Below are 21,288 nucleotides of genomic sequence, written 5' to 3' on the forward strand. Positions count from 1 at the left end.
AGAGGTGGTTGTCCATGAATAAGAGAACGGTTGGGCTTTTTTTTATTCTGCTGTCATTTTTGGCCGGATTAGTACTTGCCTATTGGACAGTGGAGGAAGTTGTCTCCGTGAATGTGGATGCAGAAGATCCACTATATAAGGAAATAGAAGAGAGAAAATCGAAATACGAGTGGAAGGTGGAAGATGCGCGGATCGATTCTGTCTGGAAGAAGACACCGGGGATTATGGGCAGGAAAGTAAACGTAGAGGCATCCTACAAAAAGATGAAGAAGAAAGGGACGTTTGATTCTGACCTGTTTGTTTATAAACGCATCACACCTAAGGTTTCTCTTGATGATCTCCCTCCTTCCCCCATCTATCGGGGACATCCGGATAAGGAAGCTGTGACCCTTCTCATTAATGTGTCCTGGGGGGAAGAGTATCTGCCGGACATGATTGAGACTCTTTCGGAGCATCAGGTGAAAGCGAACTTCTTTATTGACGGGGCATTCGCAAAAGAATTCACCAATCTTGTTCAAATGATAGAAGAAGAGGGACACACCATCGGAAGTCATGGATATATGCATAAAGATATGGCGAGAATGTCGAAAGAGCAGGCAACAGCCAATTTGGAACAGGCGGATGAGCTTTTATTCGGTTTGACAAAAGAGAACATCACCTATTTCGCCCCTCCTTCCGGCAGCTATTCACAGACGGCTGTGGAAGCAGCGGATGAGATGGGAATGGAAACGATCCTTTGGACCGTAGATACTATAGACTGGAAGAAGCCGACAAAGGATGTGCTGCTTAACAGGGTGCTGGGTAAAGTTCATAACGGAGCTACCATTCTCATGCATCCGACGGAAGTGACGAGAGACAGTCTCGGGGAGCTTATTGAGGGCATTCAGGATAAGGGATACAAGATTACAGCACTGCCTTCATTCTTATCAGAAGAACGTTAGAGGAAGAGGTGCGGTACAGGATGCGCATGAAATCATTGGCTAAAAAGCAGGTCATCGATGTTGATAATGGAGAGAAATTGGGGGTGCTGGGGAAAGCTGATCTTATCATCGATCCCGCATCAGGGACCATCAAATCCCTTGTTATTATGAACCACGGCTTGATCGGCATTGGCACGTCGAAAAAGGAACTGACCATTGAATGGAGTCAGATTAAAACCATTGGGGATGAAACGATCCTTCTCCACAGACGCTGAAGAAAGGATCCAATCATCATCCACCACGGCTTTTTGCTGTGGTGTTTTTTTGTGTTTAAAGCAAATCACTATCTTGGCGTTACGGCATAGGATACAAGGAGATAAGATCATAGAAAGAAGGAGACATCCGTAATGCTAACAGGATATCATGTAGCGGTAATAGGAGGAGATGCCCGGCAGATCGAACTGATCAGGCGCTTGAATGAGTGGGATGCCACGGTGTATTTGGCGGGGTTCGATCAATTAAATGAAAGCTTCAGAGAGGCAGTGGAGCTTGATTTTGAAAGCCAGCAAGCAGAGAAACTCGATGCCGTCATCCTTCCCGTTGCGGGGACGGACGATCAGGGAAGAATTGAGGGGATTTTCTCCAATCAACTCATCGATTTATCGGAAGAATGGTTAAAGCGGACACCGGAGCATTGTCAGATTTTCACCGGAATCACAAACACTTACCTGACTAATCTTGCAAGTCGGGCAGGCCGTAAGCTGGTTCCGCTTATGGACCGGGATGATGTGGCCATTTACAATTCCATTCCCACGGTGGAAGGAACGCTCATGCTCGTCATACAGCATACAGACTTCACGATACACGGATCCAAAGTGATTGTATTTGGTCTGGGACGTGTAGGTGTCGGTCTTGCAAGGACATTCCATCATCTTGGTGCCGACGTCTCCGTGGGAGTCCGGACCCCGGAAAGTGCAGCAAGAGTATATGAAATGGGTTTAAAACCAATTGATATGAATGATATAACAGATAAAGACATGGGCTGCGATATTCTTTTGAATACGGTACCTCATCCTGTTGTCGATGCTGCCATTATAAAGCAGTTGCCTTCTCATGCGCTCATATTGGATCTTGCTTCCAAACCGGGAGGGACAGATTTCAAATATGCAGATAAACGAGGGATCAAAGCTTTACTTGCACCCGGCCTCCCGGGGATTGTAGCACCGAAAACCGCAGGGAGAATTATAGCAGATGTGGTCCAGAGGCTTCTGGACCACAAAGCGCGGAAGGAGAATGGATGATGACAACATTAAAAGGAAAAGTAATCGGTTTCGGATTGACCGGATCGCACTGCACGTATCACGAAGTGTTTCCTATCATGCAGCAGCTTGTGGATAAGGGTGCGACGGTTATTCCGATATTGTCCTATACCGTCCAGAAAACAGATACAAGATTTGGAGATGCGGAGGACCACCTGAAGAAGGTGGAGGAAATCACCGGGGAAAAACCGATCATGACTATACCGGATGCAGAGCCGCTTGGACCCAAACGCCCGCTTGACTGTATGTTAATCGCTCCTCTTACAGGTAATTCTACAAGTAAACTTGCGAATGCTTTAACAGACTCCCCCGTACTGATGGCGGCAAAAGCAACACTCCGAAACGAAAGTCCTGTAGTGCTGGCAGTCTCAACCAATGATGCCCTCGGATTGAACGGGGTCAACATCATGAGATTGATGGCGACAAAGCATATTTACTTCGTCCCCCTTGGTCAGGATCATCCATTCAAAAAGCCTAATTCTCTCGTGGCTGATATGACGCTTATCCCGGAGACTATTGAAGCGGCCCTCTTAGGGAAACAGCTGCAGCCGGTCTTGATCGAACGCTATCCAAATTAAGTGAAACTTTTCATACAGGTATTCTTGGAAATATGATAAAATAACAAAAATAGTGACATATCTTACTATTCTTACAACAACACACAGAGAGAGGATGCCATTTGATGAGTGAAGCAAAACAATATAATGTAGCCGTAGTCGGCGCGACAGGAGCGGTCGGACAGAAAATGCTCGAAACGCTGGAGGACCGTAACTTTCCAATCAACCAGCTTAAGCTTCTGTCTTCCAGTCGCTCAGCTGGATCGAAAGTGACATTTCAAGGAAACGATTATACGGTGGAGGAGGCGACTCCGGAGAGCTTCGAAGGAATCGATATCGCTTTATTCTCCGCAGGAGGTTCCGTCTCCAAGAAACTGGCACCGGAAGCGGTCAAGCGCGGCGCTGTCGTTGTAGATAATACAAGTGCCTACCGGATGGCGGAAGATGTACCGCTCGTTGTACCGGAAGTGAACGAGAAAGATATTGCTGATCATAAAGGAATTATTGCCAACCCGAATTGTTCCACCATTCAAATGGTTGCTGCACTGGAACCAGTGCGCAAAGCCGTGGGGATGAAGCGTGTGATCGTTTCCACGTATCAAGCGGTTTCCGGTGCTGGAAATGAAGCAGCGGAGGAATTAAGGAATCAGTCCCAGGCATTCCTCGATGATACGGATTTGAAAGCAGACATTCTTCCTGTAAAAGGAGATAAGAAGCATTATCCGATCGCATTCAATGCGTTGCCGCAGATTGACGTGTTCCAGGATAATGGATATACATTCGAAGAAATGAAAATGATCAACGAAACGAAGAAGATCATGCATGCCCCTGAATTATCCGTTGCAGCCACCTGTGTGCGCCTTCCGTTCTTCACTTCCCATGCGGAGAGTGTGTATGTGGAAGTAGAGAAAGACGGCGTCACGGTTGAGGAGATTAAGCAGCTTTTGGCCGATGCACCTGGTATTGTCCTTGAAGATGACCCTGCGACACAGACCTATCCAACACCGCTTTCCGCGGCAGATAAAAGGGATGTGTTCGTCGGAAGAATCAGAAAAGATTTGGACGATGATCGCGGATTCCACCTTTGGGTCGTCTCTGACAACTTGCTTAAGGGAGCGGCATGGAATTCTGTGCAGATCGCAGAATGCTTGATCGCGAATGAGTGGCTGTAAACTCATATAAGTAGAGGTGGCCAAATGAAGCTACTTGTGCAGAAATTTGGTGGAACATCCGTCCGGGATCAGGAAAGCAGATCCCGGGCGATCCATCATGTGAAAAATGCTTTGGACGAAGGCTATAAAGTTGTCATAACAGTGTCAGCTATGGGTAGAAAGGGAAGCCCTTATGCGACGGATACGCTTCTTGGGTTAATCGACTTCCCAAAAACAGAAGTATCATTAAGGGAGCAGGATTTAATGATGTCCTGCGGAGAGACGATTTCCTCCATTGTATTTGCTCATGAACTTTGCAAAGCGGGAATCTCTGCTGTTTCCTTAACCGGAGCTCAGGCTGGAATTACAACCAATGAAGAGTTTACTCGAGCGAAAATTACGCAGATGAACCCGGCACGCCTCCTGCAGACTATGCAGACGAAAGACGTTGTCGTCGTAGCCGGCTTTCAAGGTCAGACGCTTCAAGGAGATGTAACAACCATCGGGCGCGGGGGAAGTGATACAACTGCTGCGGCTCTTGGATCTGCGCTGAAAGCGGATTACATTGATATATTTACCGATGTCGACGGCATTATGACGGCGGACCCGCGGATTGTAAAAGAGGCAAGACCGCTCACAAGCATCACATATAATGAAATCTGCAATCTTGCTTATCAAGGTGCAAAAGTGATACATCCTCGTGCGGTTGAAATCGCTATGCATGCGAAAGTTCCAATCCGGGTGCGATCCACTTATTCGGATTCTCTCGGAACTCTGGTCACAGGTACGAAAGAAGAAAGCTTCGGTCAGGACATCCAGGAAAGGACCGTCACCGGGATTGCTCATATGGACGGTTTAACACAAATCAAAGTACTTTCTAAGAAAGACCCCTCCAAACTCCAATCGGACGTATTTAAATCCATGGCTTCGGCTAATATATCCGTAGACTTCATAAATATATCTCCAATTGGTGTCCTTTACACCATAAACCATTTGTACACAGAAAAAGCCGTAGATATCCTAACAGATCTGGGGTATGACCCTGTCATTCGCAGACAGTGTGCAAAAGTCTCCGCCGTAGGCGCCGGAATTACAGGTATTCCGGGTGTAACCGCACAAATCGTGCAATCTTTAACCGATCAGGGCATTCCCATTCTGCAGTCTGCTGATTCCCATACGACTATCTGGGTGCTGGTGAGAGAAGAAGACTTGATTCCTGCCGTCAACGCGCTGCATGAAACCTTCCAATTGAATTCTAGAGCGAAGAATGGGGCGAACCTATCATGAATTTCGGAAAAGTGCTGACAGCAATGGTTACTCCTTTTGACAAATGTGGGGAACTTGATTTAAAACGCACGACAGAGTTAGTGGAATACCTGCTTGCAAACGGTTCGGACGGTTTAGTTGTTACTGGGACGACGGGGGAGTCACCGACACTCTCTGCTGATGAGAAAGTGACTCTGTGGACCCACGTCGTTCAAGTGGCAGGAGGCCGTGCTCCTGTCATTGCCGGAGCAGGAAGCAATAATACACGTGAATCGGTGGAACTTTCCAAACGTGCCGAACAAACAGGGGTGGATGCTGTGATGGTCGTTGCCCCTTACTATAATAAGCCGAATCAGCAGGGGCTGCTTCGTCATTTCCAAGCTGTTGCGGGTGCCGTCCGTCTGCCTGTGATGATCTACAATGTCCCGGGAAGGTCTTCTGTTACCATTGCTCCGGAAACTATCATCGAACTGTCTCAAACGGACAACATCGTGTCAGTAAAAGAAGCAACAGGAAACCTGGACGGAATGGCTCAAATAATTGAAAATACGAGAAGTGACTTTTCGCTTTACAGTGGTGATGATCATTTGACACTTCCAGCTTATGCGATCGGTGCGAATGGTATCATAAGTGTATCTTCCCATATCATTGGTTCAGAAATGCAGCAGATGCTGCAATTATTTGAAAAAGGGGATTATAAGGCAGCGGCGTCTCTCCACAGAAAACTTCTTCCCGTATTCCAAGCGGTTTTCTGCGCGCCTTCGCCTGCACCGGTGAAAGCCGCCCTCAAGAAAAAGGGGATGGACACGGGAGGGATGAGGCTTCCTCTTGTACCTCTCAGCCTGGATGAAGATGCTCTTATCGAAGCGATCATCCGTAAGTTTCCTTAATAGCACATACATCCGCCCTTCCTTCTTGTTACTGAAGGAAGGGCGGTTTTTTTCGACGCGCAGGTTCTTTGAATTGCAGCATGGTAAATCAAAGGATATGCCTGTATGATTCCAATGTGTTTAAGTCATACTACGGGAAAAGAAGAAAAGGGGTCTGATCATACCATGAACGAAGATACGCCCAAAGAAAAAGAAGCCAAACCACAGTCTTCTCTCGTAGATAAAATACAACAGCTGGGTCAGAGCAACGTGCCACAGCCCGGTGATTCCAACATTCACGTCCTGCCTATTATCGGTCAGGTGGAAGGGCATGTGCAGCTGCCACAGCAAAATAAGACAACAAAGTATGAACATTTAATACCTCAGCTGATTGCGATTGAACAAAACCCGAAAATTGAAGGATTAGTTGTCTTGTTAAACACAGTAGGCGGGGATGTCGAAGCTGGCCTTGCCATATCGGAAATGATTGCATCACTGTCTAAACCGACCGTTTCCATCGTCCTTGGGGGCGGGCATTCCATTGGTGTTCCGATCGCCGTATCATCGAATTATTCTTTTATTGCAGAGACGGCGACGATGACTATTCATCCCATCCGTATGACTGGTCTCGTCATTGGTGTCCCGCAAACCTTCGAGTATATGGATAAGATGCAGGATCGTGTCATCAATTTCGTAACGAGGCATTCCAACATTGAAGAAGAGAAATTCAAGGAACTCATGTTCGAAAAAGGCAATCTGACCAGGGATATCGGAACGAACATCGTAGGGAGACAAGCAGTGGAAGCAGGCTTGATCGATGCCGTCGGCGGCGTGAAAGAAGCGATGGGGAAGCTGAATGAGATGATCGAAGCGAACAAAGATACAGGAGAGCAGGTCGTCCAATGAGCATCCTTTACACGCCGCTCAGCGAACAGGACATTTTCCCTCCGGAGAACGAGGCTTATCAAGTGATTCTCCATCAACATGAGAAGTGCCCGTTAAAATGTGCGAAGACGCCGGATGGAAAGAAGCAGATCATGCAGATTCTATCCACAGATCCTGCTCATTATATGGATCCTGAGCTCCAGCCGGGACAATGGTTGGACTCGTAACACTACACCGCCCTATGGTATAATTAGGATAGCTGAAAGAAAAAAAGGATGCCGCTGTCATCTTCTTGGATGGGGAAGAAGAACAGCAGGCATCCTTCTCCTTTCAGCTTAGGGAGGTGGAATCGGAATGGCAAGAAAACGAAAAAAGAAAAAGAAACAGACGAATTTCAAAAGTCAAATAAAATTTGAATTACTCGGACTCTGTTTCCTGTTCCTGGCCGTGATTGGCAGCGGTGCTGCAGCAATCAGTGACGGTGCAGTTCCTGGAGGTCTCGAGCATTTATGGCAGTTCTTCTTCGGCGTATGGTATTTTATCGTATCCTTATTTTTCCTTGTTGTCGGTATTTATCTCATGGTAAAACGCAAATGGCCGACCTTTTTACATAGACGATTAGCTGGTATGTATATCCTTTTGATATCTCTTTTACTGTTTACGCACTTAGAAACATTGTCCGCGGAGCTCGGATCCGGCAATGGCTCCATTCTCTCCATGACGTGGGAGCGGCTTACAGCTATGATGAGAGGGGAAGCCTCCTTTTACACGGTCGGAGGAGGTCTCATTGGAGCTGTTCTCTTATCGATAACCTATTATCTGTTCTCCGGTGTAGGGACAGCGATTGCCGCTTTTTTCTTATTCATCGTAGGACTTATATTTGTAAGTGAATGGTCGATTGGCGAATTTTTCTCGAAGCTCGGCAAGAAGCTGAAGGTGATTGGAAAAGACCAGGTAGAGCGTTTGAAACAGGCAAAAGAGGAGAAAAAATCTCTTCCTGTGAAAGAGAAAGAAGATGTTGAGGAAACCGTAGTTTATGAAATGAACGAAGAGAAAGACGAACCGGAAGAGTTGGAGACTTCGGAGGAGCCTATCATACAGGACTTTACAGAACATGCACGGAAGACGGATAAGCCATCTTCTGAAAGCAAACCAGCAAAAGACCCGGATGATGTCCAATTGGAAACCTCCATGCCGACCGCAGAGCTTGAGAATGTTGATTATCAGCTTCCGAGTCTTGAATTGCTGGACGAACCTAGTTCCACGCCTCAGACACAGGGAAGATCTCATATCCAAGCGACTGTGAAAAAACTTGAGAAAACGTTCCACAGCTTCGGCGTCAAGGCAAAGGTGACTAAAGTTCACGTCGGACCTGCCGTGACGAAATATGAAGTCTACCCGGATGTTGGGGTAAAGGTTAGTAAGATTGTTAATTTAAACGACGATCTCGCCCTTGCCCTTGCCGCCAAGGACATTCGGATAGAGGCGCCGATCCCGGGTAAATCAGCCGTCGGTATCGAAGTACCGAACAAAGAAGTTTCGATGGTCTCCTTGAGAGAAGTGCTGGAGACAGGGAAGTCGAAGCCTGAATCCAAGCTGAGCTTCGCCCTTGGAAGGGACATTTCTGGAGAAGCAGTCATGTCTGAATTAAACAAGATGCCTCACCTGCTCGTAGCCGGGGCGACCGGAAGCGGGAAGAGTGTCTGCATCAATGGGATCATTACGAGTATCCTCATGCGTGCCAAGCCTCATGAAGTGAAAATGATGATGATTGATCCGAAGAAGGTAGAGCTCAACGTTTATAATGGTATACCGCATCTTCTGGCTCCTGTTGTTACGGATCCGAAAAAAGCATCCAGAGCGCTGAAAAAAGTGGTGGCGGAAATGGAAAGAAGGTACGACCTCTTCTCTGATTCTGCAACGAGAAATATCGAAGGATATAACGAATACATCCGAAGGCAGAACCAGAATGCAGAAGAAGAACAGCCGCAGCTTCCATATATCGTCGTACTCGTAGATGAGCTGGCCGACCTCATGATGGTCGCCTCCAACGAAGTGGAGGATGCAATCACAAGACTTGCCCAAATGGCAAGGGCGGCTGGCATCCATTTGATCATTGCAACGCAGCGTCCTTCTGTCGACGTTATCACCGGCGTCATCAAGGCGAACATCCCATCTCGAATCGCGTTCAGTGTATCATCTCAAACAGATTCTCGGACCATTTTGGATTCCGGAGGAGCAGAGAAGCTGCTTGGTAGAGGAGACATGCTCTTTACCCCTGTCGGTTCAAACAAACCGACACGAGTACAGGGTGCTTTTTTATCGGATGATGAAGTGGAGCGGGTCGTCGGCTTTTGTGTGGAACAACAGAAGGCTCAATACCAGGATGAAATGATTCCGGAAGAAGAAAGCGAAGTGAAGCAGGAAGTGGACGATGATTTGTATCCGGAAGCCGTCCAAATGGTTATAGAAATGCAGAGTGCCAGTGTTTCTATGATTCAGAGACGTTTCCGCGTCGGCTATACACGTGCCGCGCGGCTGATCGATGCAATGGAAGACAATGGCATCGTCGGTCCTTACGAAGGAAGTAAACCAAGAGCTGTCCTCGTAAGCCAGTCAACAGAAGAACAACATACTTCCTGAGCAAAGGAGCTGCTGCCCGTCAGTAGCTCCTTTTTTAGTTGCAAAAGGAAGATAATTCCATGAAACCAAAAGTCGAATTAGGATGGAACATTATCCCATTAGTATGTAACAAGGGAAAAACCAGAATATCCAATGATTTGACGCGTTAATCCACTGCTGTAGGGAAATGGGCCCGGTACACGGGGGCTATATAATTATCTCTAATCAAAACCCTTTGATATCAAGGTTTCACAGAAGATGCTGTCGTAAAATTCACAAAAATGGGGAAATTGTATTTATTTATTCCTTGTATAGTGTTATATTATTGTAAAAATATGATGTGTCGAACGTCAGAGGTCAGATCTCTCAGATAGTTCAAAAGACTTGGGGTGAAACGATGTCCATTAGACAGGATACTCGTCATCTATACTTACAGGTGATCGAGCAGATAAAACGAGATATTGAACACGGTATTTTTAAAGAGAAACAAAAGCTGCCATCAGAATTCCAATTATCCAAAACCCTTGGTGTATCAAGAGCAACCCTTCGTGAAGCGCTCCGAATACTGGAGGAAGACGGTGTCGTCACGAGAAGGCACGGAGTGGGGACATTCGTCAATTCCAAACCACTGTTTACATCCGGTATCGAGGAGCTCGATAGTGTGACAGGAATGATTTTGAAATCAGGTATGACTCCTGGTTCCCAGTATCTATCGGCGGATTTAATCGACCCCACGGAAAAGGATAAGGCCAGGTTTTCTCCGCTTGAAGTGACATCGCTTGCGAAAGTAGAGCGTGTCCGTACCGCGGATGACGAGCCTGTTGTTTACTGTACCGATAAAATTCCCGAAGGACTCCTTCCCATCGACCATGTCAGGGAAGCGGATTCCCTCTTTCAAGTGCTCGAAGCTTACACCGGCAAGTCGATAGAATATGCCGTAACCCACATAGAACCCATCGGTTACCATGAACGGATTTCCCCGATCCTGAAGTGCGAGCCCGATCAGGCGCTGCTGTTACTTAGACAAATGCACTACTCCCAGGATGATATTCCAATGCTCCTTTCATCCAACTACTTCCGTGCAGATAAATTCAGCTTCCATGTTCTGAGAAAACGTGTGTGATGCTTTCCTGTTTTAGATGACTTTGTGCCATTTTAGGGAGGTGAGGCTGGTTTACAAAGATATTCCTAAGGTTGGTCTTTGCAACTCATACTTAACAAAATCAATTAGGGGGTCATTGTTTTGTTGAAGAATCGTTTTCTTTTAGTCTTTGTTTTACTACTTACGCTTGGTATGGTCCTTGCTGCCTGCGGCGGCTCAGATAACGAGGAAGAATCTGGTGGAGAGGACAACTCAGGAAATGAAGAGTCGTCCGGTTCAGAGGAATCATCCGGTGACTTCTCTGTAGCAATGGTTACAGATACAGGCGGCGTCGATGATAAATCCTTTAACCAGTCTGCCTGGGAGGGTCTTCAGGCCTTTGGCGATGAGAATGGATTCAGTAAAGGAGAAGGCATTGATTATGCGCAATCAGAAAGTGATGCCGATTATGCCACTAACTTGAATCGCCTTGTCCGTCAGAACTACAACCTTGTCTTTGGAATCGGATACCTGCTTCAGCCGGCGATTGCTGATGTGGCAGAGCAGAATCCGGATACACACTTCGCTCTTGTCGACTCCGTGCAGGAAGGTGACAACGTCGTGTCGATCACATTCCGTGAGCAGGAAGGTTCGTTCCTTGCCGGGGTAGCTGCCGCTAAAAAGACTAAATCGAATAAAGTAGGTTTTGTCGGCGGGGAAAACAGCAGCTTGATCAACAAATTTGAAGCAGGCTACGTTGCCGGAGTTAAATCCGTTAATGCCGACATCGAAGTCGAAGTAGAGTATGCAGAAAGCTTCGGTAACCCGGATAAAGGACGAGCTATTGCTTCCAACATGTATGACAAAGGTGTAGACGTCATCTATCATGCTTCCGGTGGAACCGGAAACGGCGTATTCGCCCAAGCGAAAGACATTAAGAATGGCAACCCTGATGAAGATGTCTGGGTAATTGGTGTCGACCGTGACCAGCACGAGGAAGGCGAGATCGGTGATTCCAACGTGACGCTGACATCCATGGTTAAACGTGTGGACCTAGCTGTTCAGGATATTTCCGAAAAATCCATGAACGGAGAGTTCCCTGGTGGAGAAGTCGTTGAATATGGTCTCTCTGATGATGGAATCAGCCTTGCTACTACGAACGAAGAGGCAATGACAGAAGATATCGTTTCTGCAGTAGAAGAATGGAAAGAGAAGATTGTCAACGGTGATGTCGAAGTTCCTAGTACACATGACGAATTGAAGGAATATGAAGATTCATTGTAAACCGTAATGAGAAAAGGCTGGTGAGAGCCGGCCTTTTCTTTTGTCTGAAAAAGGAAAAATCAGCGAATGAAAAGATCGTTCCGGCCCTTTTCATTCGCTGATTTTTAGAGGACATCAGGGGGAGGTAGGAAGATAGATGGAATATGTTATTGAAATGTTGAACATCAGGAAAGAATTCCCGGGGATCGTGGCAAATGACAACATCAACCTGCAGGTGAAAAAGGGAGAAATACATGCGCTGCTCGGGGAAAACGGGGCAGGGAAATCCACGCTTATGAACGTATTGTTCGGACTCTACCAGCCGGAAAGAGGCGAAATCAAAGTTCGCGGAAAAAAAGTGAACATCTCCGATCCGAACGTGGCAAACAACCTTGGAATCGGAATGGTACACCAACACTTCATGCTCGTCGATACGTTCACTGTGACCGAGAATATTGTGCTCGGCAGTGAGCCGACAAAAGGCATGACAGTCGATATTAAAAAAGCGGAAAAGCAGGTAGAAGAACTCTCCTTAAAGTATGGCTTGAACGTAAATCCAAGAGCCAAGGTGAGAGATATCTCCGTAGGTATGCAGCAAAGAGTCGAAATTTTAAAAACATTATACAGAGGAGCGGATATCCTCATTTTTGATGAGCCATCTGCTGTATTGACGCCTCAGGAAATTAAAGAACTAATTACAATAATGAAGAGTTTAGTGGAGGAAGGAAAGTCGATCATCCTCATTACACACAAATTGAAAGAAATTATGGAGGTTTGCGACCGCTGCACGGTCATCCGTAAAGGCCAGGGAATCGGGACGGTGGACGTCGAACAAACAACACCTACAGAGCTTGCTTCTTTGATGGTCGGTCGGGATGTCAGCTTCTCCACGGAGAAAACAGCTGCAGAACCGAAAGACATCTACTTATCTGTTCAGGATCTCCGGGTGAAGGACGGACGAGGCGTCGAGATGGTCAAAGGTCTGAACCTGGACGTCCGAGCAGGAGAGATCGTCGGAATCGCTGGTGTCGATGGGAATGGACAGTCGGAATTGATTGAGGCAATTACCGGATTGAGGAAAGCAGATTCGGGTACAATTAAGCTTCATGATAAAGCCATTACCAACCTCACTCCTAGAAAAATAACAGAATCGGGTGTTTCCCATATACCTCAGGATCGGCACAAATTCGGTCTGGTCCTCGATTTTCCAATTGGGGAAAACATGGTGCTCCAAACATACCATCATCAGCCTTATTCGAAAAAGGGAATTATGAACTTCAAAAATATCTACAAGAAGGCGGAAAGCCTCATTAAAGAATATGATGTCCGGACACCGGATGCGTACACCAAAGCAAGGGCCCTGTCCGGGGGGAACCAGCAGAAGGCAATCATCGGCCGGGAAGTGGACCGGTCCCCGGATCTCATTATCGCTGCTCAGCCGACTCGTGGTCTTGATGTAGGAGCAATCGAGTTCATTCACCAGAAGCTGATCGAGGAACGGGACAAAGGGCGGGCCGTCCTGCTCTTGTCATTCGAACTCGATGAAATTATGAACGTGAGTGACCGCATTGCTGTCATGTTTGACGGAACAATCATTGCGAATGTCACGCCGGAAGAAACGGATGAACAACAGCTCGGTCTGTTAATGGCCGGAAATACGGAACAGAAAGCAGGTGGAGAGTAATGTTTTCAAACCGTATGATCAATATCCTCATCCCTGTCTTGTCTGTGGTTCTTGGACTTCTTGCCGGTCTTTTGATTATGCTTTTCTCTGGATATAATCCGTTGGAAGGGTATGCAGCACTTTGGAATGGCGCCTTCGGAGATGCTTATTTCATTGGTGAAACGATTCGTCAAGTCACGCCGTATATTCTTGCTGGTTTAGCTGTCGCTTTTGCACTCCGCTCCGGCTTGTTGAACATCGGTGTGGAAGGACAGGTCTTCATGGGATGGCTCGCTTCGGTATGGGTGGGTATTTCTTTTGAACTGCCAATGGCCGTCCATTTACCACTTGCCGTCCTTGCCGCGGCTTTTGCAGGTGCCCTTTGGGGGTTCATTCCTGGTCTATTAAAAGCGAAACTCGGCGTACACGAAGTTATTGTAACAATCATGATGAACTATATTGCCCTGTATGTTACCAATTCTCTAATTCGAAACGTTCTTACCGACGGGGAAGATCGAACAGCAAATATTGCTCCTACGGCTTCTTTCCAGTCGGATTGGCTGGCAGAAATGACTTTCTATTCCCGTATTCACTACGGGTTCATTCTTGCTTTATTCATGGCTCTTGTCATGTGGTTCATTTTGAACAAGACGACACGTGGCTTCGAGCTTCGTTCCGTCGGTTTCAACCAGCATGCGTCTAATTATGCCGGGATGAACGTTGGCAGAAATATTATTATGGCTATGGTGATCTCCGGTGCTTTTGCCGGTCTTGCAGGTGCGATGGAAGGCCTCGGCACTTTCGGATTCATGTCTGCCAAGACGAGCTTCACAAACATCGGATTTGACGGAATCGCCGTTGCTCTGCTTGGTGCAAACACCGCTCTAGGAGTCGTTTTAGCGGCATTTCTTTTTGGTGTATTGAAAATTGGAGCCTTGAACATGCCGACCGTTTCCGGAGTTCCTACCGAACTGGTCGAAATTATTATTGCGTTAATTATATTCTTTGTTGCTTCAAGCTATATGATCCGATGGGTCATTCTGCGCTTTAAGAAGGAGGGGAAATAAATGGAATTCATTGAAATATTGAGCCGTATTCTCGGTTCCGCCATTGTATTCGCTACCCCTCTGATTTTCACGGCCCTCGGCGGGGTGTTCAGTGAACGGTCCGGCATCATTAACATCGGCCTGGAAGGTTTGATGATTATGGGAGCCTTTGTAGCCGTCGTATTCAACTTGACGTTTGCTGATGCTCTTGGCGGTGCAACTCCTTGGGTTTCCATACTAGTTGCTATGGTCGTGTCTGCCATCTTCTCACTGGTCCATGCTGTGGCTTCTATCTCTTTCCGGGCCGACCAGGTAGTCAGCGGCGTTGCAATTAACTTCCTTGCCCTGGGTATTGGCTTGTTCTTGACGAAGCAATGGTACGATAAAGGTCAAACTGATTTCGTTTCCAAACCTTTTTACTCGGCAGATGTTCCGCTATTAAACAAAATTCCTATTATCGGTGATTTATTTTTCACCGGATGGTACTGGCCATCCTATTTAGCAGTTGCATTAGCATTCTTGTCCTGGTTTATCCTTTACAAAACACCGTTTGGACTCAGGCTGCGTTCGGTCGGGGAACATCCGATGGCTGCGGATACAAACGGAATCCAAGTGTACAGAATGCGATATATTGGTGTTATGATCTCGGGTGCCCTCGGTGGTCTTGGAGGGGCGGTTTATGCACTGACGGTCGCGCTTAACTTCTCAGGAGGGACGATTCTCGGGCAGGGGTTCATAGCCCTCGCAGCCGTCATCTTCGGTAAATGGCATCCGCTGGGTGCCCTTGGTGCTGCCGTATTCTTCGGGTTTGCTCAGAGTTTAAGTATCGTTTCATCCGATATTTCTTTCCTGGAGAGTGTACCAAGCGTCTTTATTTTAATTGCACCTTACGTGCTGACAATCCTTGCGCTTGCAGGTTTTATCGGCCGTGCCGATGCACCGAGATCTCTCGGGGAAGCCTATGTAAAAGGAAATCGATAAAAATTAAGCCCGGCATAACTGCCGGGCTTAATTTTTTACTTTTTCCCACATATACCTTAGCATTAGCTATAATGGATGAATATGGACATGTCCGTCTATAATAATAAAAGAATAAGAAGGAGGATACACATATGAAATTGACAAAAGAAACGATACTCGATAAAGAAGGGTACCGTCTACATATATTACCTAGCAAGAAATATAAAACGATCACCATTGTAGCTAAATTCAAAGCGCCGCTTAAAAGGGAAGGTATCACGGAACGTGCGCTGCTTCCACATGTGCTTCAGAAAGCGACCTCCAATCACCCCAATATCCGTTCCCTGCAGTCGGCGTTTGAGAACCTTTACGGGACAGCACTTTCCAGCGATGGATCTAAAAAAGGGGAGAACCATGTCATCAGCTTTCGCATGGAAGTGGTGAACGAAGCTTATTTAAACGACGAAGAGCCGATATTAGAAGAAGCACTCAAGCTGTTCCATGAAGTCCTGTTCGATCCCAAAAAAGAAGGGGATGGATTCGATACAGATATCGTCAAACGGGAGAAACAGACGCTTGAGCAGAAGATTACGTCCATTAAGGATGACAAAATGAGTTATGCGAACCTGCGTCTCATGGATAATATGTGCAAGGATGAGCCTTACGCACTCCATGTACACGGGTACTTAGAAGATTTTAAAGACATCACGCCGGAATCCCTTTATTCCTATTATGAGCAGATGATTAAGGGTGATATGCTTGATGTGTATGTAATCGGAGACATTCCCTCCAAAGATGTTGAGTCTTTAACAAGCCGCTTCTTCACGAGGAAAAACAGCGACAATTCGGATAATGACCAAGTCTCTGTGTCCAAACAGGTGGAGGAAGTGAGTGAGATTGTAGAGAAGGAAGAAGTGAAGCAGGGGAAACTTCACCTGGGCTATCGTACGTATACGAAATTCGGGGAAGATGATTATTACGCCCTTCAAATCTTTAATGGAATTTACGGCGGCTTTCCGAGTTCCAAGCTGTTCATGAATGTCCGGGAGAAACACAGCCTTGCATACTATGCTGCTTCACGATTTGAAAGCCACAAGGGGCTGCTGCTCGTATTCAGCGGGGTGGATCCAAAAGATTACAAACAGGCAAAGTCGATTATCCTGGAGCAAATGGATGCGATGAAAGCAGGAGACTTTACTGAACAGCAGGTGGAAGAAACGAAAGAACAGGTCATCAACCAGCTGCAGGAGACAATGGACAATGCAAACGGGTTGATCGAAGTCCTTTATCATCAGATGATTTCCGGTGCAGAGATGCCTGCGGATGAACTGATCGAAAACATCCGCAAGGTGACTAAAGATGATGTCATTAAAATGGCGAACAAGTTAGAACTGGATACGATTTACTTCTTGACTAGCAAAGACGGAGGGGAATAAGCATGGAGGAATTAGTATATAAACAATTGAACGAAACCGTATATCAGGAGACGTTGGATAATGGCCTGAAGGTCTTCCTGCTCTCAAAACCGGAGATGGCGAAAACGTTCGGTATATTCACGACCAATTATGGATCGATCGACCAGACTTTTACGCCGATCGGTCAGACAGAGGAGGTCACGGTACCGGAAGGAATCGCGCACTTTCTTGAACACAAATTGTTCGAAAAAGAAGACCGCGACGTTTTTCAGGATTTTACAAAACTCGGAGCATCCGCTAACGCCTTCACATCTTTCACGAAGACGGCTTACTTGTTCACAGCAACAAGCCAAATTGAAAAGAACGTAAATATTCTTCTTGATTTCGTTCAGGATCCATACTTCTCCGAAGCTTCAGTGGAAAAAGAGAAAGGCATCATTGCACAGGAGATCCGCATGTACGACGACCAGCCGGACTGGCGCGCGTTTTTCGGTACGATTCAGAGTCTTTATCATAACCACCCGGTGAAAGTGGACATCGCGGGAACTGTTGACAGTATTCAGGATATAACCAAAGACGACTTGTACACGTGCTATGAAACGTTCTATCATCCTTCCAACATGACCCTGTTTGTTGCAGGAAACTTCGAGCCTCAGGCTATGATGGAGCTGATCCGTTCCAATCAGGACAAGAAAGAATTTCCCGACGCGCCGGAAATCAACCGCTCCTATCCGGAAGAACCGGCTGCAGTATCTATGAAGGAACACTCCATTACGATGCCTGTGACTACAGCAAAAGCGATGGTCGGAGTGAAAGAGAACGTCAGCGGTTTGACCGGCCAGCAACTGCTTCGTAATGAACTGCTTTCCGGAATGATCCTTGATTATTATTTCTCAAGAAGCGGCATTTTTTATGAAGAACTATATCAACAAGATTTAATTGATGACAGCTTCCAATTTGAAACAGAACTTGATCAGCATTTCGGCTTTACTATTCTCGGTGGAGACACGCGAAAACCGGATGAAATGGCTGCACGCGTTAAGGAAATGCTCCATGAGCTAAAAACAGAGCGGATCTCAGACGAAGACTTCCTTCGAATGAAACGGAAGAAAATCGGTCAATTTATGCGTGCCCTGAACTCCTTGGAATTCATTGCGAACCAGTTCACACATTATGATACGCTCGGAGTGAACTTGTTTGATGTCGTACCAGTCATCGAATCCCTTACAGCAGATGATGCAGATGAATACCTTCAGAATTGGATCAAGGAAGAAGCCATATCCGTCTTCCAGGTGAAACCGCAGGCAAATGCGTAAACGTTGTTTAGTGATCGGAGCAAGCGGGGATATCGGCTCGGCAGCAGCTGCAGCTGTAATCGGCAGAGGATATGCAGTTGGTCTCCATTATCACTCCAATGAAGCGAAGGTCAAGGAACTGGTGAAGGATGTTCCTCCCGAAAATCTGGCAGGAACATTTCAGTCTGATTTATCCAAAGAGGAAGGAATTCTTCATCTTCTTTCTCAGGTCGGGGAGGAGTGGGATGCGTTAGTATTTGCCGGAGGACCGATGTACAGCGGTCTTTTTCAGGATATGGCTGTCTCTGCGCTGGATACGTTATATCATACGCATGTAAAAGCGCTCTGGCTTATAAGCAGGCATCTCCTCCCGTATATGATCCGTAACAAGTCCGGAAACATTGTAGTTGTTTCTTCCATATATGGAACGGAAGGTGCGAGCATGGAAGTTGCCTACAGTTCTGTCAAAGGTGCACAGGACAGTTTCGTAAAGGGGTTAGCCAAAGAAGTGGCACCGAGCGGGGTTCGAGTAAATGCCGTAGCACCAGGCTTCATTAATACGAAGATGAATGAACATCTGCAAGGAGAAGAACGGCTTGCCATTGAAGAAGATATTCCGATGGGGCGCGCAGGAGAGCGGGAAGAAGTAGCGGGGATGATCGGTTTTCTCCTCGGTACAGATGCAAGCTACGTGACCGGACAGGTTCTCCATGTTAATGGTGGTTGGTCCTAAAGTGCATGCATAATATCCTGATACCTTCTCATACTAAACATGAATAAATCATGAGGAGGTTTCAGTGATGTCTGTTATCGATAATTTCGATTCATGGAAAGACTTCTTAGGCGACCGTCTACATCAGGCCAAGGGCCAGGGAATGCAGGAAGGTGCTGTTTCTCAGCTTGCCTATGAAATCGGCGGATACCTTGCCAATTCTGTAGATGCAAAGAACGATCAAGAAGCGGTGCTTCGTGATTTGTGGAATGTTGCAGATGAACAGGAGCAGCATGCGATCGCTAACATGATGGTCAAGCTTGTTCAAAACGAAGGCAACCAGGCGTAACCGGAAAAATCCGCACAGGGTCTCTTGTGCGGATTTTTTACTTTACCTTATTCTAAAGTTTATTTTTGATGGATGTATTTTTTTGTGCAATTCTGTGGTTCCATCCTTTCCTATTTCAAGAAAATCCTTTATGATAGATAAAGAGTTATCACTTGCTTTGACAAATCACGACATTTTTTCCAGAGGAGTTGTGTTATGGAGAAGAAAGAATGGTACTTAGAATATGAAATACAATACAACCGTCCCGGCCTTCTCGGTGACATATCATCCTTGCTGGGAATGATGGCGATTAACATCGTCACGATTAACGGTGTGGAAAACTCCCATCGTGGCATGCTCTTGCTCTGCAAAGATGAAGAGCAGATCACAAGGCTTCGTTCCATCCTGAATACGATGGATACGATTAAGGTGACGAAACTCCGTAAGCCAAAGCTTAGAGACCGCCTGGCAGTAAGACATGGGCGTTATATACATAGTGACATCGATGATCGGAAGACGTTCCGTTTCAACAGAGAAGACTTAGGACTCTTAGTTGACTTCATGGCAGAGTTATTTATGAAGGAAGGTCATAAATTGATCGGGATCCGTGGCATGCCTCGGGTCGGGAAGACAGAATCCGTTGTAGCGGCGAGTGTTTGTGCCAATAAGCGATGGCTGTTCGTTTCGAGTACGCTTTTGAAACAAACGGTTCGTAATCAGCTGATTGATGAAGAGTACAGGGAAGATAATTTATACATCATTGATGGAATCGTTTCTGCAAGGAGAGCGAATGAAAAGCACTGGCAGCTTGTCCGTGAAATCATGAGGCTTCCTGCAACAAAGGTTATTGAGCATCCCGATATTTTCGTACAGGAAACGGAATACAAAATGGATGACTTCGACTATATCATCGAACTCCGTAATAATGAAGAAGAAGAAATTACGTATGAAACTGTGGAAAAGCCGAGTATTTCTATGAACGATGGTTTTTCCATGTTCGATTTTTAGAAATTGGATGGTGTTAGACATGGAAATAGGAGCGAGACTTAAAGAGGCGCGAGAAGAAAAAAGCCTGTCTTTGGAAGCCCTTCAGGATACAACCAAGATTCAGAAGCGATACCTGAAGGCGATTGAGGACAATCAATTTGAAGTGCTTCCGGGGAAATTTTATACCCGTGCTTTTATACGCGAGTATGCATCTGCTGTAGGGCTGGATCCGGAAATGATTATGGAAGAGCACAAAAATGAACTGCCTACATTTGATGAAGAACCGACGATTCAATACAGTCGGGTTCAGAAGGCAAGAAATGAGGCAACTCAAAAGAGCTCCCGGTCGTTCAAGTTCCTGCCGACGTTCTTAACCGTGGCCTTGATCGTGGCAGTGGCGTTTGTAGTCTGGATCGTCATTCAGAGTGTCGGCGGTACGAGTGATGATACGGCGGAGGACGGACAGGGGTCGGACAATGAAATCAGCGTCCCTGCAGACAGCGAACAGGAGGACGAAGAAACTCCGGAAGAGGAGCCTCAGGAAGAAGGAGAGACACCTCAGGATGAAGAGCAACCGGCAGAAGACGACAGCGAAGCCGAGGAACCCGCTTTAAACGCGGAGCTGACGCAAGAAGGTACCGGAGGATTCCCGGAACATGTATACAGCATTTCCGGTGCGGAGGATCGGTCGGTAACCATCGAATTGGAAGGAACCGCGTACTTGGAAGTACAGTCCCCAAAGGGCGGGGAAAACTTGATTACCCCTAAAGAGTACACGACAGGGGAATCGCCTTTATCTCTTGAATTTGATGGACAGAATGAATTGTATATTAAAACAGGGAATGCACCAGGTACCGTCGTGAAAATTGGCGATGAAGTAATTGAATTTCCTGACCCTGAGAAATCCACGCAGAAAATGCTGCTTCAATACCAAGAATAATTATGGAAG

General features: G+C 46.5%; 21 protein-coding genes. All 21 read left to right on the forward strand.

Annotated features, from left to right (window positions below; genetic code table 11):
* The first annotated feature begins 14 nt into the window (after positions 1-14).
* The 21 genes from AXG56_RS04640 to AXG56_RS04740 all read left to right on the forward strand — a co-directional run bounded on the left by AXG56_RS04640 (position 15) and on the right by AXG56_RS04740 (position 21,279).
* On the forward strand, positions 15-941 hold the full coding sequence (locus AXG56_RS04640) for a polysaccharide deacetylase family protein (RefSeq protein ID WP_026577449.1): 927 nt from the start codon (positions 15-17) through the stop codon (positions 939-941).
* A gap of 20 nt (positions 942-961) precedes the next feature.
* The gene (locus AXG56_RS04645; RefSeq protein ID WP_008639630.1) at positions 962-1,195 is read left to right on the forward strand and encodes a YlmC/YmxH family sporulation protein; all 234 of its coding nucleotides are present in this window, start codon (positions 962-964) and stop codon (positions 1,193-1,195) included.
* Between the two features lie 132 nt (positions 1,196-1,327).
* On the forward strand, positions 1,328-2,221 hold the full coding sequence (gene dpaA, locus AXG56_RS04650) for a dipicolinic acid synthetase subunit A (RefSeq protein ID WP_026577448.1): 894 nt from the start codon (positions 1,328-1,330) through the stop codon (positions 2,219-2,221).
* Positions 2,218-2,817, forward strand: coding sequence for a dipicolinate synthase subunit B (locus AXG56_RS04655; protein WP_026577447.1), 600 nt, complete (start codon positions 2,218-2,220; stop codon positions 2,815-2,817). Before dpaA ends, AXG56_RS04655 begins: the two co-directional genes overlap by 4 nt.
* Positions 2,818-2,921: 104 nt before the next feature.
* Entirely contained in the window at positions 2,922-3,968 is a 1,047-nt protein-coding gene (asd, locus tag AXG56_RS04660) for an aspartate-semialdehyde dehydrogenase (protein WP_008640047.1), read from the forward strand.
* A 24-nt stretch (positions 3,969-3,992) separates the two neighbouring features.
* Positions 3,993-5,234 (forward strand): aspartate kinase, encoded by a 1,242-nt coding sequence (gene dapG / locus AXG56_RS04665; RefSeq protein WP_008640049.1) that lies wholly within the window; start codon positions 3,993-3,995, stop codon positions 5,232-5,234.
* Positions 5,231-6,103 carry a 4-hydroxy-tetrahydrodipicolinate synthase gene (gene dapA / locus AXG56_RS04670; protein ID WP_008640051.1) on the forward strand — a complete coding sequence of 291 codons (873 nt, stop codon included), beginning with the start codon at positions 5,231-5,233 and terminating at the stop codon, positions 6,101-6,103. The genes dapG and dapA overlap by 4 nt, the downstream gene beginning before the upstream one ends.
* 165 nt (positions 6,104-6,268) lie before the next feature.
* Positions 6,269-6,988, forward strand: coding sequence for a ClpP family protease (locus tag AXG56_RS04675; RefSeq protein WP_026577445.1), 720 nt, complete (start codon positions 6,269-6,271; stop codon positions 6,986-6,988).
* Positions 6,985-7,194 carry a YlzJ-like family protein gene (locus AXG56_RS04680; RefSeq protein WP_008640054.1) on the forward strand — a complete coding sequence of 70 codons (210 nt, stop codon included), beginning with the start codon at positions 6,985-6,987 and terminating at the stop codon, positions 7,192-7,194. Before AXG56_RS04675 ends, AXG56_RS04680 begins: the two co-directional genes overlap by 4 nt.
* Positions 7,195-7,321: 127 nt before the next feature.
* On the forward strand, positions 7,322-9,610 hold the full coding sequence (locus tag AXG56_RS04685) for a DNA translocase FtsK (protein WP_008640055.1): 2,289 nt from the start codon (positions 7,322-7,324) through the stop codon (positions 9,608-9,610).
* A gap of 376 nt (positions 9,611-9,986) precedes the next feature.
* Positions 9,987-10,712 (forward strand): GntR family transcriptional regulator, encoded by a 726-nt coding sequence (locus tag AXG56_RS04690; protein ID WP_008640057.1) that lies wholly within the window; start codon positions 9,987-9,989, stop codon positions 10,710-10,712.
* 120 nt (positions 10,713-10,832) lie between these two features.
* Positions 10,833-11,954: a BMP family protein gene (locus AXG56_RS04695; RefSeq protein WP_008640058.1), complete on the forward strand. Its 1,122-nt coding sequence runs from the start codon at positions 10,833-10,835 to the stop codon at positions 11,952-11,954.
* Between the two features lie 136 nt (positions 11,955-12,090).
* A complete protein-coding gene (locus tag AXG56_RS04700; protein WP_008640059.1) occupies positions 12,091-13,617 on the forward strand; it encodes an ABC transporter ATP-binding protein in 1,527 nt (508 codons plus the stop codon).
* A complete protein-coding gene (locus tag AXG56_RS04705) occupies positions 13,617-14,663 on the forward strand; it encodes an ABC transporter permease (protein ID WP_026577443.1) in 1,047 nt (348 codons plus the stop codon). The genes AXG56_RS04700 and AXG56_RS04705 overlap by 1 nt, the downstream gene beginning before the upstream one ends.
* A complete protein-coding gene (locus tag AXG56_RS04710) occupies positions 14,664-15,623 on the forward strand; it encodes an ABC transporter permease (protein WP_008640060.1) in 960 nt (319 codons plus the stop codon).
* 131 nt (positions 15,624-15,754) lie between these two features.
* Positions 15,755-17,038, forward strand: coding sequence for an EF-P 5-aminopentanol modification-associated protein YfmF (gene yfmF, locus AXG56_RS04715; protein WP_008640061.1), 1,284 nt, complete (start codon positions 15,755-15,757; stop codon positions 17,036-17,038).
* 2 nt (positions 17,039-17,040) lie between these two features.
* Positions 17,041-18,333 carry an EF-P 5-aminopentanol modification-associated protein YfmH gene (gene yfmH / locus AXG56_RS04720; RefSeq protein ID WP_026577441.1) on the forward strand — a complete coding sequence of 431 codons (1,293 nt, stop codon included), beginning with the start codon at positions 17,041-17,043 and terminating at the stop codon, positions 18,331-18,333.
* Positions 18,326-19,045 (forward strand): elongation factor P 5-aminopentanone reductase, encoded by a 720-nt coding sequence (gene ymfI, locus AXG56_RS04725; protein ID WP_062513421.1) that lies wholly within the window; start codon positions 18,326-18,328, stop codon positions 19,043-19,045. The genes yfmH and ymfI overlap by 8 nt, the downstream gene beginning before the upstream one ends.
* A 67-nt stretch (positions 19,046-19,112) precedes the next feature.
* On the forward strand, positions 19,113-19,373 hold the full coding sequence (locus tag AXG56_RS04730) for a DUF3243 domain-containing protein (RefSeq protein WP_008640066.1): 261 nt from the start codon (positions 19,113-19,115) through the stop codon (positions 19,371-19,373).
* A 195-nt stretch (positions 19,374-19,568) separates the two neighbouring features.
* Complete coding sequence (locus tag AXG56_RS04735; RefSeq protein WP_008640067.1) at positions 19,569-20,360, forward strand: DUF3388 domain-containing protein; 792 nt, start codon at positions 19,569-19,571, stop codon at positions 20,358-20,360.
* Between the two features lie 19 nt (positions 20,361-20,379).
* On the forward strand, positions 20,380-21,279 hold the full coding sequence (locus AXG56_RS04740; RefSeq protein WP_008640068.1) for a RodZ family helix-turn-helix domain-containing protein: 900 nt from the start codon (positions 20,380-20,382) through the stop codon (positions 21,277-21,279).
* Positions 21,280-21,288 lie beyond the last annotated feature (9 nt).

It is taken from the genome of Halobacillus sp. KGW1, assembly GCF_001592845.1.
In the GTDB taxonomy this organism is placed as follows: domain Bacteria; phylum Bacillota; class Bacilli; order Bacillales; family Halobacillaceae; genus Halobacillus.